The 12,515-nt window shown below is 32.8% G+C and carries 12 protein-coding genes; 3 read left to right on the forward strand and 9 right to left on the reverse strand.

The annotated features are described in order from the left end of the window. Positions 1 to 816: 816 nt before the first annotated feature. Complete coding sequence (locus tag ACUSJC_RS07530) at positions 817 to 1,227, reverse strand: DUF4293 domain-containing protein (protein WP_449268950.1); 411 nt, start codon at positions 1,225 to 1,227, stop codon at positions 817 to 819. Between the two features lie 181 nt (positions 1,228 to 1,408). Here ACUSJC_RS07530 and rho point away from each other — a divergent pair, with 181 nt between their 5' ends. Further along, positions 1,409 to 3,118, forward strand: a complete 1,710-nt coding sequence (gene rho, locus ACUSJC_RS07535; protein ID WP_449268951.1) for a transcription termination factor Rho — start codon at positions 1,409 to 1,411, stop codon at positions 3,116 to 3,118. Positions 3,119 to 3,170: 52 nt separating this feature from the next. Here the strand turns inward: rho and tpiA are convergent, their stop codons facing one another. The 4 genes from tpiA to ACUSJC_RS07555 all read right to left on the reverse strand — a co-directional run bounded on the left by tpiA (position 3,171) and on the right by ACUSJC_RS07555 (position 6,246). Then, on the reverse strand, positions 3,171 to 3,920 hold the full coding sequence (gene tpiA, locus ACUSJC_RS07540) for a triose-phosphate isomerase (RefSeq protein ID WP_449268952.1): 750 nt from the start codon (positions 3,918 to 3,920) through the stop codon (positions 3,171 to 3,173). Positions 3,921 to 3,946: 26 nt separating this feature from the next. Continuing rightward, on the reverse strand, positions 3,947 to 4,447 hold the full coding sequence (locus tag ACUSJC_RS07545) for a TlpA family protein disulfide reductase (protein WP_449268953.1): 501 nt from the start codon (positions 4,445 to 4,447) through the stop codon (positions 3,947 to 3,949). 67 nt (positions 4,448 to 4,514) lie between these two features. Further along, on the reverse strand, positions 4,515 to 5,624 hold the full coding sequence (locus ACUSJC_RS07550) for a BT_3928 family protein (protein WP_449268954.1): 1,110 nt from the start codon (positions 5,622 to 5,624) through the stop codon (positions 4,515 to 4,517). A gap of 79 nt (positions 5,625 to 5,703) precedes the next feature. Continuing rightward, positions 5,704 to 6,246: a DUF1599 domain-containing protein gene (locus ACUSJC_RS07555; protein WP_449268955.1), complete on the reverse strand. Its 543-nt coding sequence runs from the start codon at positions 6,244 to 6,246 to the stop codon at positions 5,704 to 5,706. Between the two features lie 137 nt (positions 6,247 to 6,383). Here ACUSJC_RS07555 and folP point away from each other — a divergent pair, with 137 nt between their 5' ends. Both folP and ACUSJC_RS07565 read left to right on the forward strand, forming a co-directional pair. After that, on the forward strand, positions 6,384 to 7,220 hold the full coding sequence (gene folP, locus ACUSJC_RS07560; RefSeq protein ID WP_449268956.1) for a dihydropteroate synthase: 837 nt from the start codon (positions 6,384 to 6,386) through the stop codon (positions 7,218 to 7,220). 61 nt (positions 7,221 to 7,281) lie between these two features. Beyond that, positions 7,282 to 7,998, forward strand: coding sequence for a hypothetical protein (locus ACUSJC_RS07565; protein ID WP_449268957.1), 717 nt, complete (start codon positions 7,282 to 7,284; stop codon positions 7,996 to 7,998). Between the two features lie 63 nt (positions 7,999 to 8,061). Here the strand turns inward: ACUSJC_RS07565 and ACUSJC_RS07570 are convergent, their stop codons facing one another. The 4 genes from ACUSJC_RS07570 to uvrA all read right to left on the reverse strand — a co-directional run bounded on the left by ACUSJC_RS07570 (position 8,062) and on the right by uvrA (position 12,511). Next, the gene (locus ACUSJC_RS07570) at positions 8,062 to 8,511 is read right to left on the reverse strand and encodes a hypothetical protein (protein WP_449268958.1); all 450 of its coding nucleotides are present in this window, start codon (positions 8,509 to 8,511) and stop codon (positions 8,062 to 8,064) included. 153 nt (positions 8,512 to 8,664) lie between these two features. After that, positions 8,665 to 9,138: a 23S rRNA (pseudouridine(1915)-N(3))-methyltransferase RlmH gene (gene rlmH, locus ACUSJC_RS07575; RefSeq protein WP_449268959.1), complete on the reverse strand. Its 474-nt coding sequence runs from the start codon at positions 9,136 to 9,138 to the stop codon at positions 8,665 to 8,667. Further along, positions 9,135 to 9,632, reverse strand: coding sequence for a DUF6508 domain-containing protein (locus ACUSJC_RS07580; protein ID WP_449268960.1), 498 nt, complete (start codon positions 9,630 to 9,632; stop codon positions 9,135 to 9,137). Before ACUSJC_RS07580 ends, rlmH begins: the two co-directional genes overlap by 4 nt. A 77-nt stretch (positions 9,633 to 9,709) precedes the next feature. After that, the gene (gene uvrA, locus ACUSJC_RS07585) at positions 9,710 to 12,511 is read right to left on the reverse strand and encodes an excinuclease ABC subunit UvrA (protein WP_449268961.1); all 2,802 of its coding nucleotides are present in this window, start codon (positions 12,509 to 12,511) and stop codon (positions 9,710 to 9,712) included. Positions 12,512 to 12,515 lie beyond the last annotated feature (4 nt).

Here is a 12,515-nt window from a genome sequence, read left to right on the forward strand (position 1 = left end):
ACGGATAGGGTTTTTTGTTTTATACCGGTTTTGAAAACATGTTTTGAAAGACAACTACCTCAAAATATAGCCCCGATGGAAGTGAACTACCCTGTAGTGCACACAGCGGGACTACAAATCTTTTGGAATACTAAACGTGGGCTGCTTATTCTTCCCATAGAAGTGTTGTGCATCATTCTATGCATTGGAGTGGAGTATTTATATCTTTCGTTATTAGACTCTTTTAATTGTCTTTTCATTTCTTGAAGAATATATATGGTTTATTCTTACTTTTAAAAGATTTTTAAGTACATAAGGTGAATTATTTTTAGATAAATGAAAGAAAATTAAACTTAAAAATGTGAATAAAGGAAAATATAATAGGGATATTATTATTTTGTTTTAGAAATTATTAAGCGAATTTATAAGTTATTACATGTTCAGTTTGTATATATTATTATTGCTGATCTCAATTGTGAAAAGGAAAAAAATATTATAAATAATTATATATTCGGTTAATTATATCTAGCCTAGCTCTGCAATAATTTAAACGACTTTCCTCGTCTAACTTTTTAGACATTATATTTATATTAGTAAATATATAATGTTTTAGAAATATATACTTGAATAATAGCCCCGATGGAAGCGGTATCTTCGCAAATGCTTTTGCAGAAATTTAGCGGACAGCGGGACTATAAGTGTTCTGAAAGACTGAATGTGTGCTTCTTATTTAAATTAAAATAATTGGTTTATTTGAAGAAGTTGGATTTGGTTAAAACAAAAAAGCCTAACTGAAGGTTAGACTTTTTAACGCACTAATAAACTAAGATGTTAGGTTTATCGTAAACGATCCACTGATTTTACAAGATCTTCGTCCTTTTTAATTGCTCTGTTTGCCAAAACAAGTAAAACGATAGAAATGGTAGGAAGAAAAATCCCAATACCCTTCTCAGAAATTTCGGTTTCTCCGGATAAACTTAGCGTTCGGTATACAAAAAATCCTAGTAATATAAAGTTTAATATTATATTCAATCTGTTTAAAACAAATTGTAGTTGTCTTTTTTTATAATTAAATATGCTAATAATTACTAATATAGAGATAATAGCAAAAAAGCCTAAATAAAGATTAGAATCCTTTGCAAAGGTTGTTATACCATTCGCATCAGTCCATAAAGAAACAAAAAACGGTAACACGCCTGATAAAATAAGGCAAATTCCCATATATAGTGTTTGAACTCTTTGTATCATTTCCTTTATTATACCTGCAAAAATATAGTTTCTTTTTATAAAAAGCTATTGTTTTCTGCATTTTTATTTGTATTATTGCAGTATAAAATCGTAAGTACTTCATTCTACGATTTGTACACCAACTATTTTTTCTCATCGTTATTCGAAACTAATCGTATAAAAAATAATCATTTAGATATTCATGTTTGATATTGAAGTGTTAAAAGAGATGAAACTCTCTGATTTGCAAGAAATTGCTAAAGTTACTAATATTAAAAAGTACCGTACATTAAAAAAAGACGAGTTAATTTATCAAATATTAGATTTTCAAGCTGCTAATCCTGAAACGGTTAAAGCAGATACAGACAATAAGGCAACAAGGGAGCAACCTGTAGCTAAGCCTAAAAGGACTAGAATTGCAAAGGAAACTACTCCTGTTGAAAAAAGTGTAAAAGAAACCGTAGAAGCTGAAAGCGCACCGATAGTTGAAAAAGTTACGGTTCCAATGGCTAAAACTGTTAATGATATTAAGAAGGAGCGGGCTAAGAATAATCCTAATAAAACAAGAATTGTTAGAGCAACAGAAGTCGCTAAAGAATCCGATCCTGTAAAGGAAGAGGTGAAAACTGAAGAAGCTGTTTCAAACGCACCTTTGAAATTGCCTAATCAAAAGGCGAATGAAAATAACCCGAATCATCCGAGTTATAAAAAGAGTAATGCTGCTAATGTTCCGCAAACTCACGAGAAGAGCACAGGAAATAACAAGCAACCTAATTATAGAGAACCTGATTATGAGTTTGATGGAATTATAGAAAGTGAAGGTGTTTTAGAAATGATGCCTGATGGATATGGTTTCCTTCGTTCATCTGACTATAATTATCTTTCTTCTCCGGATGATATTTATTTATCTCAATCTCAAATTAGATTATTTGGTCTAAAAACGGGTGATACTGTAAAAGGAGTGGTAAGACCACCAAAAGAAGGCGAAAAATATTTCCCTTTGGTAAAAGTATTAAAAATCAATGGCCACGATCCGCAAGTGGTTCGCGATAGAATTTCATTTGAGCATTTAACGCCAGTTTTCCCTAAAGAAAAATTTAAATTAGCAGAGCGTGGTAGCACAATTTCAACACGTATTATCGATTTGTTTTCACCAATTGGTAAAGGACAACGTGGAATGATTGTTGCGCAGCCTAAAACTGGTAAAACCATGTTGTTGAAAGATGTGGCGAATGCTATTGCAGCGAATCATCCGGAGGTTTACATGATTGTACTTTTGATTGACGAAAGACCGGAAGAGGTAACGGATATGCAACGTAGTGTTAAGGCTGAAGTGGTAGCTTCGACTTTTGATAGAGAACCGCAAGAGCACGTAAAAATTGCCAATATTGTTTTAGAAAAAGCAAAACGTTTGGTAGAATGCGGACATGATGTGGTGATTTTATTAGATTCGATTACACGTTTAGCAAGAGCTTATAATACGGTTCAACCGGCTTCAGGAAAAGTATTGAGTGGTGGTGTGGATGCCAATGCGTTACAAAAGCCAAAACGTTTCTTTGGAGCTGCTCGTAATGTTGAAAATGGTGGTTCATTAAGTATTATTGCAACCGCTCTTACTGAAACAGGTTCAAAAATGGACGAAGTAATTTTTGAAGAGTTCAAAGGAACAGGTAACATGGAATTACAGTTGGATAGAAGAATTTCGAATAAGCGAATTTTCCCTGCTATTGATTTGGTTTCGTCAAGTACGCGTCGTGATGATTTGTTATTGGACGAAAATACGATTCAAAGAATGTGGATTATGCGTAAGTATTTAGCCGACATGAATCCGGTAGAGGCAATGGACTTTATCTTTGACCGATTCAAGAAGACACAAAATAACGAAGAGTTTTTAATCTCTATGAATGAATAACAAAAAAGTCCCGAATTTCGGGACTTTTTTGTTATATATATGTTTTCAAAAATTAGAACGCATTAACAATAGCCAAAAAATCAGCGGCTTTTAATGATGCACCTCCAATTAAACCACCATCAACATCTGGTTTTGAGAAAATTTCTTTAGCATTATCAGGTTTAACACTTCCTCCATATAAGATAGAAACATTATCAGCAACTTCAGTTCCGTATACTTTAGCAATTAACTCGCGAATGAATTGGTGCATTTCTTGAGCTTGTTCCGGAGAAGCTGTTTCTCCTGTTCCAATAGCCCAAACCGGTTCGTAAGCTAAAATAATAGATTTCCAATCTTCTTTCTTTAAGTGAAAAAGGGCATCACGCAATTGGTATTCTACAATATTAAAGTGATTGTTTTTTTGACGATCTTTTAGTTCTTCTCCAAAACAAAAAATAACGCGCATTTCGTGTTTTAAAGCGGTATCTACTTTGCTAGCTAATAAAGCATCTGTTTCGTGGAAATAAGCGCGACGCTCACTATGTCCTAAAATTACAGTTTGAACGCCAATATCAGTCAACATACTTGCAGCAATTTCTCCGGTAAAAGCGCCACCTTCCGCTTGGTGCATGTTTTGAGCGGCAACCGTAATATTTTTTCCGGTTACTTGATCAACCGCAGCTTTTAAATTAACAAACGTTGGTGCCACAACAATTTCTGTAGCGGTTTCTTGTTTTTGAGCAATGATATCTTCTAATAAAGCAAGAGTTTCTGTGTGGTTTTTGTGCATTTTCCAGTTTCCTGCTACGATGTTTTTTCTCATATTCTTGATTTTGGTTTAGTATCAGTTTATTTTTGTAACTTTTTTAATGTTTCTTCGATTTTAGCATCATCGGCTTCAATCACTTTAAACAAAGCAATTTTTCCTGTTGCATCAACAATTAAGTAACGCGGAATCCAATCTAAGGCAATTGATTTTCCAAAAACTCCTTTCATACCGTCAGTTACCATATAATGCTCGCCTTTTACCTCGTATTTTTCAATGCCTTTTAGCCAAGCTTCATGGGTTTTATCCATAGAAATGAATAAATACACTAGTTCCGGATGTTTTTCTTGTAATGCTTTCACTTTTGGCATTCCTTTTACACAATCAGGACACCAAGAAGCCCAAACATCAATAAAAACTGTTTTTCCTTTGTATTGATCTATAATTTCTTTGAAGGTGATACTCTCATTTTCTTTAGAAATCATTTTGTTTTCAAGTGCTTCTTTTTCAAACTCGGTTTTGTTTTGTGCTTCACAAGAAAGTAAGGCAAAAACAGCTATAAATAAGACAAGTATCTTTTTCATGTTTTTTTAGTTTTATTGGGTTAACCCAAAATTAGTCAATTCTTTAAGCGAACCGTATTTTGTTCATTTATTTTAACACTACTTTATCGATATCGTTGAAATGTTTCTTTTCAACAATTGTTCCTTTTTCTAAAACTACGATACTTGGATTAGCGCGCTCGATTGTTTTTAAAGTAGTAGCATCACAGAAATAATAGTCAAAAGTTAAGCCGTATTTCTTTTTGTATTCGTCTATAATTTCAGTTCCTGAAGAAGTCATGCCGATAACTAAATAACCTTTTTCAGTTGCTTTTTGATAAAATTCTTCCAACTTTTTCATGCCTTTTTCCTTCGATTTTTTCAAATCATAAGAAATTAACATAATTACTTTCGGTTCTTCTAAAACGCTTTCAGTATAATCGTTTCCGTCTTTTTCAATAGTGAAATCGTGTACTGGCGGAATGTAACCTTCTTTAATTAATTTGTCTTTTCGGTCAACAAATTCAGCACCTTCCGGAATTTTATTGGCCATGACATCGTTATAACTAATTTCAGTTTCCACACCGTTTACGTTATAGACGAACACCATTTCGTATTCACTTCTTGGAGCGCCTTCCGGAATTTCCATTGCTTTTTGGATATTGGTTCCTACTTTATAGGCTCTAAAATCTATAATTGGTAAATGTTGTAAAACATAATAAGCGATAAATAAACAAATGGAATAAGCAACAAAAACAGAATAGTTTAGTGCTACTTTCCCCAAAACAGGCTTAATGTATTGTTGGTTAAAAAATAAAATTAAAATGAAAACCAATAAAACGACGTCTTTAGTAAAAGATTGCCAAGGTGTTAACTTTAAAGCGTCTCCAAAACAACCACAATCGGTTACTTTATTAAAATAAGCAGAGTAGAAGGTAAGGAATGTGAAAAATACAATCATAGCAAGTAAACTCCACACGGTGAATTTGGTTTTAAACCCTACTAAAAGCATTACGCCAAGAACGACTTCAAAAATAACCACAAAACAAGCGATTAATAAAGCATACGGAATTAAAAACTCCATATTCAATACATTTGCATTGAAATATTCTTCTAATTTAAATGAAAAACCTATAGGGTCATTTAGTTTGATTAATCCGGAAATGATAAAGAGAACACCGACTAAAATTCGGACGATTTGTGTAATAATGTTTCGCATTTTTAATTTTTTTTCTAAAATTAGCTCATTCGCTTTAAAAAAGCTGTCAATGAAATGTTAAGCACTTGTTAATCGGGAATTATTCCGCTTTTCCTAAGTGAATTAAAGCAAAAACAGAATAATTGATCATGTCTTGATAATTAGCGTCAATACCTTCAGAAACAAGAGTTTTTCCTTTGTTATCTTCAATTTGTTTGACACGAAGTAATTTTTGAAGTATCAAATCGGTTAAGCTGCTCACTCGCATATCGCGCCAAGCTTCGCCATAATCATGATTTTTATCTTCCATTAATTTTTTAGTCAGACTAATTTTTTCGTCGTACAATTCAATAGCTTCTTCCGCATTCAAATCGGGTTGCGTGGCAATACCTTTGTCGATTTGAATCAAAGCCATAATACAATAATTGATGATGCCAATGAATTCTGCCGTTTCGTCTTCGTCAATCTTACGCACTTCATTTTCTTGTAAACTTCTGATGCGTTGCGCTTTGATAAAGATTTGATCGGTTAACGATGGCAAGCGAAGAATGCGCCAAGCCGTTCCATAATCTTTAGCTTTTTTACTGAATAAATCTCGGCAAATAGTTACTATTTTATCGTATTGTTGTGACGTGTTGGCCATTATTGATGTATATTTGTTTCGTTTAATTTCCAAAAGTAATTAATTAAGAAGAAAAGAGAAAGAATTGTAAATTGAAATTGCATTTTAATAGGTTCTCAATATTTTTCGAGTCTTAATTATAATTGTTGACTAGCTTTATGACAATCAACTGTAAAGGCAATTTAATTGATTTGACCCAACCCAAAGTGATGGGAATTTTGAATATTACGCCCAATTCTTTTTACGATGGCGGAAAATACAAAACGGGTATCGATTTTTTAAATCAGACCGAAAAAATGCTTGCCGAAGGCGCAACGTTTATTGATTTAGGTGCCTATTCATCTAAACAAGGAGCGGAATTTGTTTCGGAAGAAGAAGAAATCAACAGAATTTTACCGATTGTCGAAATGATTTTGAAGCAATTTCCGGAAGCCTTACTTTCCATTGATACTTTTAGAGCTCAAGTAGCTAAACGTTCTGTGGAACATGGTGCTGCTTTGATTAATGATATTGCTGCTGGTTTTTTGAACGAAAAAATGTTGGAAACCGTTGCAGAACTTCAAGTGCCTTATATTATGATGCACATGAAAGGAGATCCAAATACCATGCAATCATTGGCTCAATACGAAGATATAACTAAAGAAGTTACCTATTATTTTTCGGAACGAGTGAATGCAGCTAGAGCTTTAGGAATTAATGATCTTATTTTAGATCCCGGATTTGGTTTTGCTAAAACATTGGATCAAAATTATGAATTATTAAGTAAGGTTGATTTCTTGTCTGTTTTTGGTTTGCCAATGCTTATTGGGATTTCCAGAAAATCAATGATTTATAAGTTACTGGAAACCAATCCGCAGGAAGCTTTAAACGGAACCACTGTTTTGAATACAATTGCTTTGCAAAAAGGAGTTCAAATTTTAAGAGTTCACGATGTAAAAGAAGCAGTAGAATGTGTTGCTTTAGTTGAAAAGTTAAAAGGGAAAATAATACTTTAGGTTTAAAAATCTTAGCGAGATATTTTGTGTTACTTTTTAATAAAAAATTAAAAATATAAGGATGAAAAAATATATAATTTTAGGAACTACGTTAAGTTTGTTTTCTTGTAAGCAGGAAGATGTGCAATTGCCCAAAACTAATGTATCGGTTCAAAAAGATATTTACGACCATTCTCCGGTTTATTTATTTTTTAGAGCAGAGGCAAACGATACAATTGCCGAAGTAAACCGAAAAAATACGATAAGCACGACAAATTGGGTTTTCAATGTTGATAAACGTTTGCCTTTACATGTGGTAATTCCGGAAGTAATGGAATTGCAAGCCAAAAAGAAAAATAGTGTACACAAAAAAGAAGATGCCATAAATGTATATTCGTATGCGGATAGTATTGGGCAAAATTTAGCTTTTTTACCGTTTACCGATGTTCAGTATTTTTACGATAAAGATTTCTCGAAATTTTACATTAAAGATCACGCTAATTTGTATCAATCGTACAATAATTTGACGATTAACTTCAATAAAGAAGATCAAATTACGATTGACGGAAGTGAAATTAGTCGCGATGAATTTGTAGCTTTTGTAAAAGATTTTGCTGATTTTATGAGCGATGGCAAAACAACCATTATTCACTTGAACTTCAGTAAATATTTGACATTTGACCAATATATTCAGGATAAAATATTAGCATGGCAATTAACGTCAGAAACTATTCAATTGTCTTCTTACGAATTCATTTATGATGAAAAAAAATTACCCGATTGTGGTTGTAAATTGTAAGTATAAAAAAATGTCCCGTTTTAAGCGGGACATTTTTTTATGTTTTATAGAAAGAATATGGAATTATTTTTTCAATTTTTTATCAAACATTTTAACGATTTGCTCTAAGTTAAATGACTTAGAAACACCAGAAGTACTTCCGTCTTTTGCTCTACACATAAATTGAACATAAGTTCTATCTAAGTTTTTAGAATAGTGTAACCAAATGTAATCGTTAGGTAATTCTAATTTAATGTCTAACAAAGGGTCAGCTGAAAATCCTGACAAGATAATGTCTTCTAGTTTTTGAATATCATTGTTTAAATCACGGAACATGAAAGAACGAGTTGTGATTTCTTCTTCTTTCTCAATGTTCTTGTAGAAGAAAGTGTATTTGTCACCTTCAGCTTGAATGTACATATCGTTTTGACCGATAGCACCTAATCTAATGATAGGGGTAGTTTCAATTACCTTTATCTGACCGAAAGACATACAACCGATAAACAAAACTAGAATAGTAATTAAATTTTTCATAAATTTTGAGGTAAAAATTAAATTAGTGATTGGTAATAATTTTGGTTAAATATATTGTAAATTTTAACAATAACAAAAATAAAGTTTCAAGAAAATTTTTTCAATGAGGCAGTTTTACGAAATGAATAAATTTTTAAAAGAAAAAATACCGTTTTACTGATGATGATACGGTTCGTTTCGTAAAATTGTAAAGCCACGATACATTTGTTCTATGATAAAAAGACGAACCATTTGGTGCGAAAATGTCATTTGTGATAAAGAAACTTTGCCTTGTGCTGTTTTATAAACGGTTTCGCTAAAACCATACGGACCACCAATGACAAAAACTAAAGTTTTGGTTCCGGCATTCATTTTCTTTTGTAAAAACTCTGAGAAGCCAACGCTCGAAAATTCCTTTCCGTTTTCATCTAATAGAATTAAATGATCGGTTGGTGTGAGTTTAGATAAAATCAATTCGCCTTCTTTTTCTTTTTGTTGGGCTTCACTTAAGTTTTTCACATTTTTAATATCGGGAATAATTTCCAAATCAAATTTAATATAGAAACCTAAACGTTTGGTATACTCATCAATCAACGATTGCAAGTTCTTGTTGTCGGTTTTTCCTATGGCAAGTAGTTTGATGTTCATTTGTTATTTTTAAAAAACTTTAAAACTCTAAATATGAGATTTTGATTATTTGTTACAGAATCTGAATTTTTAATTTTTTCCTGTAAGCTTTCAAGTATTTTCTGTACAACCTTATTATTAAAGTTGCGAACAATATTTCCATCATTAAATCTTTCTAATCGGACAATGCAAGTAAGAAGTTTACACAAAGTTATTTTGTCTAATGACGAATAATCAAAATCTTTATTTGATAAAATTTCAATTCCTTCCTTCCATTTCATCCAATTAAAAATTGGCATTAAATCTAATTCTTCAATTTTGTCAATTGTTTGGTCAACTATTTTTATCGAACTCCAATATGGAAAAGAATAAGAACCGTCTTTTTGTTTTTTAGGTTCAATTAATTCTCCAAATTTATCTATTGATTTTAATTCAGGTAATAAATCAAATAAAGAATCCCAATCTTTCTTTTTGATGTTATTTATATGCTTTTCGAAATTCTTTATTTCAATCATTTTTATCTGTAAAATAATTTGTGAAAGAATGATACCATCTAGTATGTGAGATTCCGAAATAAATTCGGAATGACAAATCAACTCAATTTCTCAGCTAAATAAATTCCGGTAACTGAATCCTTGTTTTTCACAATTTCTTCCGGTGTACCAAAAGCAACAAGTTTTCCGCCATTTTCACCACCTTCCGGACCAATATCTAAAATATAATCGGCACATTTGATTAAATCTAAATTATGTTCGATCACAATTATGGAATGTCCTTTTTCAATTAGCGCATCAAATGAAGCTAATAGTTTTTTAATATCGTGAAAATGCAATCCCGTTGTAGGTTCGTCAAAAACAAACAACGCCTTGTCTTTTATCGTTCCTTTTACTAAAAACGAAGCCAGTTTAATACGTTGTGCTTCACCGCCAGATAATGTAGAAGACGATTGTCCTAATTGCACATAACCTAAACCAACATCTTGTAGTGGTTGTAATTTTTGAGTGATTTTAGTCTGATTGTGCTTAGAAAAGAATTCAACCGCATCATCAATCGTCATTTTTAAAATATCGTCAATATTTTTTCCTTCGAAAGTAACTTCTAAAATCTCTTTTTTGAAGCGTTTTCCGTTACAAGTTTCACATTCTAAATGAACATCGGCCATAAATTGCATTTCGATAGTCACTTCACCATCACCTTTACAAGTTTCGCAACGACCGCCATCAACATTAAAAGAGAAATGTTTCGGTTGGTAACCACGCAATTTTGAAACCGCTTGTTTCGAAAACAAATCGCGAATATCATCATACGCTTTAATATACGTCACCGGATTGGAACGTGAACTTCTTCCGATAGGATTTTGGTCTACATATTCAATATGTTTAATATTCGCAAAACTTCCTTTTAATTCCGAAAATTGTCCCGCTTTTTCACCAACACCATCTAATTGTTTTTGAATGGCCGGAAATAATATTTTTTTTACCAAAGTACTTTTTCCACTTCCCGAAACTCCTGTAATTACAGTTAAACAATCTAACGGAAACATGAAATCTTGATTCTTTAAATTGTTTTCGCGTGCGCCAATAATATCAATATGATGTTTGAATTTGCGGCGTTTTTTGGGAACTTCAATTTCTTCTTCACCATTCAAATATTTAGCAGTAAGTGAATTGGCTTTTAAAATTTCGTCATAGGTTCCTTGTGCTACCAATTCTCCGCCGTGTGTTCCTGCTTCCGGACCAATATCAATAATCATATCGGCTGCTTTCATGATGTCTTCGTCGTGTTCTACCACAATTACCGTATTTCCTAAATTGCGAAGATTTTTCAAAACGGTAATCAATCGTTCAGTGTCTTTCGGATGTAGACCAATACTCGGTTCGTCCAAAATATACATAGAACCCACTAAACTACTTCCTAATGAGGTTGCCAAATTAATGCGTTGCGATTCACCCCCGGAAAGTGTAGCGGAGTTTCGGTTTAAGGTTAAATAACTCAAACCAACATCAGAAAGGAAAGCCAATCGATTGTTGATTTCGATAAGCAGACGTTTGGCTACTTTGGCATCATATTCTGATAATTCTAACGAATGGAAAAATGGAATCAACTTAACAATTGGTAAATCGACCAAATCAGAAATAGTTTTTCCGCCCACTTTTACATAATTAGCTTCCGGGCGAAGTCTTTTTCCTTGACAAGTTGTACATTTTGTTTTTCCACGATAACGCGATAAAAGGACACGGTTTTGAATTTTATAATTTTTCTCTTCCAATTCGGTAAAGAAATCATTTAAACCTGTAAAATATTGGTTTCCGTTCCAAATCAACGCTTTTTGTTCGTCAGTAAGTTCAAAATAAGGTTTGTGAATGGGAAAATCAAATTTGTAAGCACTATTAACCAATTGGTCACGATACCAACTCATGCTTTCGCCACGCCAAGGAAAAATGGCATTCTCATATACCGAAAGTGCTGTATTCGGAATAACTAATTCTTCATCAATTCCAATAATATTTCCGTAACCTTCACATTTTGGACAAGCTCCATACGGATTATTAAAGCTAAATAAATGAATGTTAGGTTCTAAGAATGTTATGCCATCAAGTTCAAAATTATTACTGAAAGAAAAGCGTTGGTCTGCATTTAATTCTTGTAAAAAACATTCGCCTTTACCTTCATAAAAAGCAGTTTGAACAGCATCGGCTAAACGATTGAAAAATTCTTCGTCGTCTTTAACTACGATACGATCAACAATAATTTCAATTTTTTTTGCTTTTTCAGCTCGGGCAATATCCAGAACTATTTCGTCTAAACGAACGGTTTCGCCATCTACTAAAATACGTGCAAAACCTTGCTGAAGTAGTACGTTTAATTTATCTTCAAGTGTTCTTCCGTTTTCCACCAAAAGTGGTGCTAACAACAACCATTTAGAATTGGGTTCAAACGTTTTTACCGCTTCAATAACATCGGTTACACTATTTTTTTTAACTTCTTGTCCGGAAATAGGAGAGAAGGTTTTACCGATTCGGGCGTATAGAAGTTTAAGATAATCGTAAATTTCGGTTGAAGTTCCTACGGTAGAACGGGCATTTGTGGTATTTACTTTTTGTTCAATAGCAATAGCCGGGGCAATTCCTTTGATGTATTCTACTTTTGGTTTGTCTAAACGACCTAAGAATTGTCGGGCATAACTCGATAAACTTTCCACATAACGGCGTTGTCCTTCGGCATATAAGGTATCAAAAGCTAAACTCGATTTACCAGAACCCGATAATCCAGTGATTACTACTAATTTATTTCTTGGAATGGCAACATCCAAGTTCTTTAAGTTATGTAGTTGAGCTCCTTTAATCAGGATATTTTTTTTAGGTTCTAATTTAGAAAAGTCGGTTGTGTTCATAGTT

The sequence above is a fragment of the Flavobacterium sp. U410 genome, from assembly GCF_053570605.1.

Excerpts from the sequence above, each read along its gene's own strand:
- ACUSJC_RS07565 (WP_449268957.1), top strand. The coding sequence starts at position 7,282 with ATGAAAAAATATATAATTTTAGGAACTACGTTAAGTTTGTTTTCTTGT.
- rlmH (WP_449268959.1), bottom strand. The coding sequence starts at position 9,138 with ATGAACATCAAACTACTTGCCATAGGAAAAACCGACAACAAGAACTTG.
- ACUSJC_RS07570 (WP_449268958.1), bottom strand. The coding sequence starts at position 8,511 with ATGAAAAATTTAATTACTATTCTAGTTTTGTTTATCGGTTGTATGTCT.
- ACUSJC_RS07555 (WP_449268955.1), bottom strand. The coding sequence starts at position 6,246 with ATGGCCAACACGTCACAACAATACGATAAAATAGTAACTATTTGCCGA.
- folP (WP_449268956.1), top strand. The coding sequence starts at position 6,384 with ATGACAATCAACTGTAAAGGCAATTTAATTGATTTGACCCAACCCAAA.
- ACUSJC_RS07550 (WP_449268954.1), bottom strand. The coding sequence starts at position 5,624 with ATGCGAAACATTATTACACAAATCGTCCGAATTTTAGTCGGTGTTCTC.
- rho (WP_449268951.1), top strand. The coding sequence starts at position 1,409 with ATGTTTGATATTGAAGTGTTAAAAGAGATGAAACTCTCTGATTTGCAA.
- ACUSJC_RS07545 (WP_449268953.1), bottom strand. The coding sequence starts at position 4,447 with ATGAAAAAGATACTTGTCTTATTTATAGCTGTTTTTGCCTTACTTTCT.
- uvrA (WP_449268961.1), bottom strand. The coding sequence starts at position 12,511 with ATGAACACAACCGACTTTTCTAAATTAGAACCTAAAAAAAATATCCTG.
- tpiA (WP_449268952.1), bottom strand. The coding sequence starts at position 3,920 with ATGAGAAAAAACATCGTAGCAGGAAACTGGAAAATGCACAAAAACCAC.
- ACUSJC_RS07580 (WP_449268960.1), bottom strand. The coding sequence starts at position 9,632 with ATGATTGAAATAAAGAATTTCGAAAAGCATATAAATAACATCAAAAAG.
- ACUSJC_RS07530 (WP_449268950.1), bottom strand. The coding sequence starts at position 1,227 with ATGATACAAAGAGTTCAAACACTATATATGGGAATTTGCCTTATTTTA.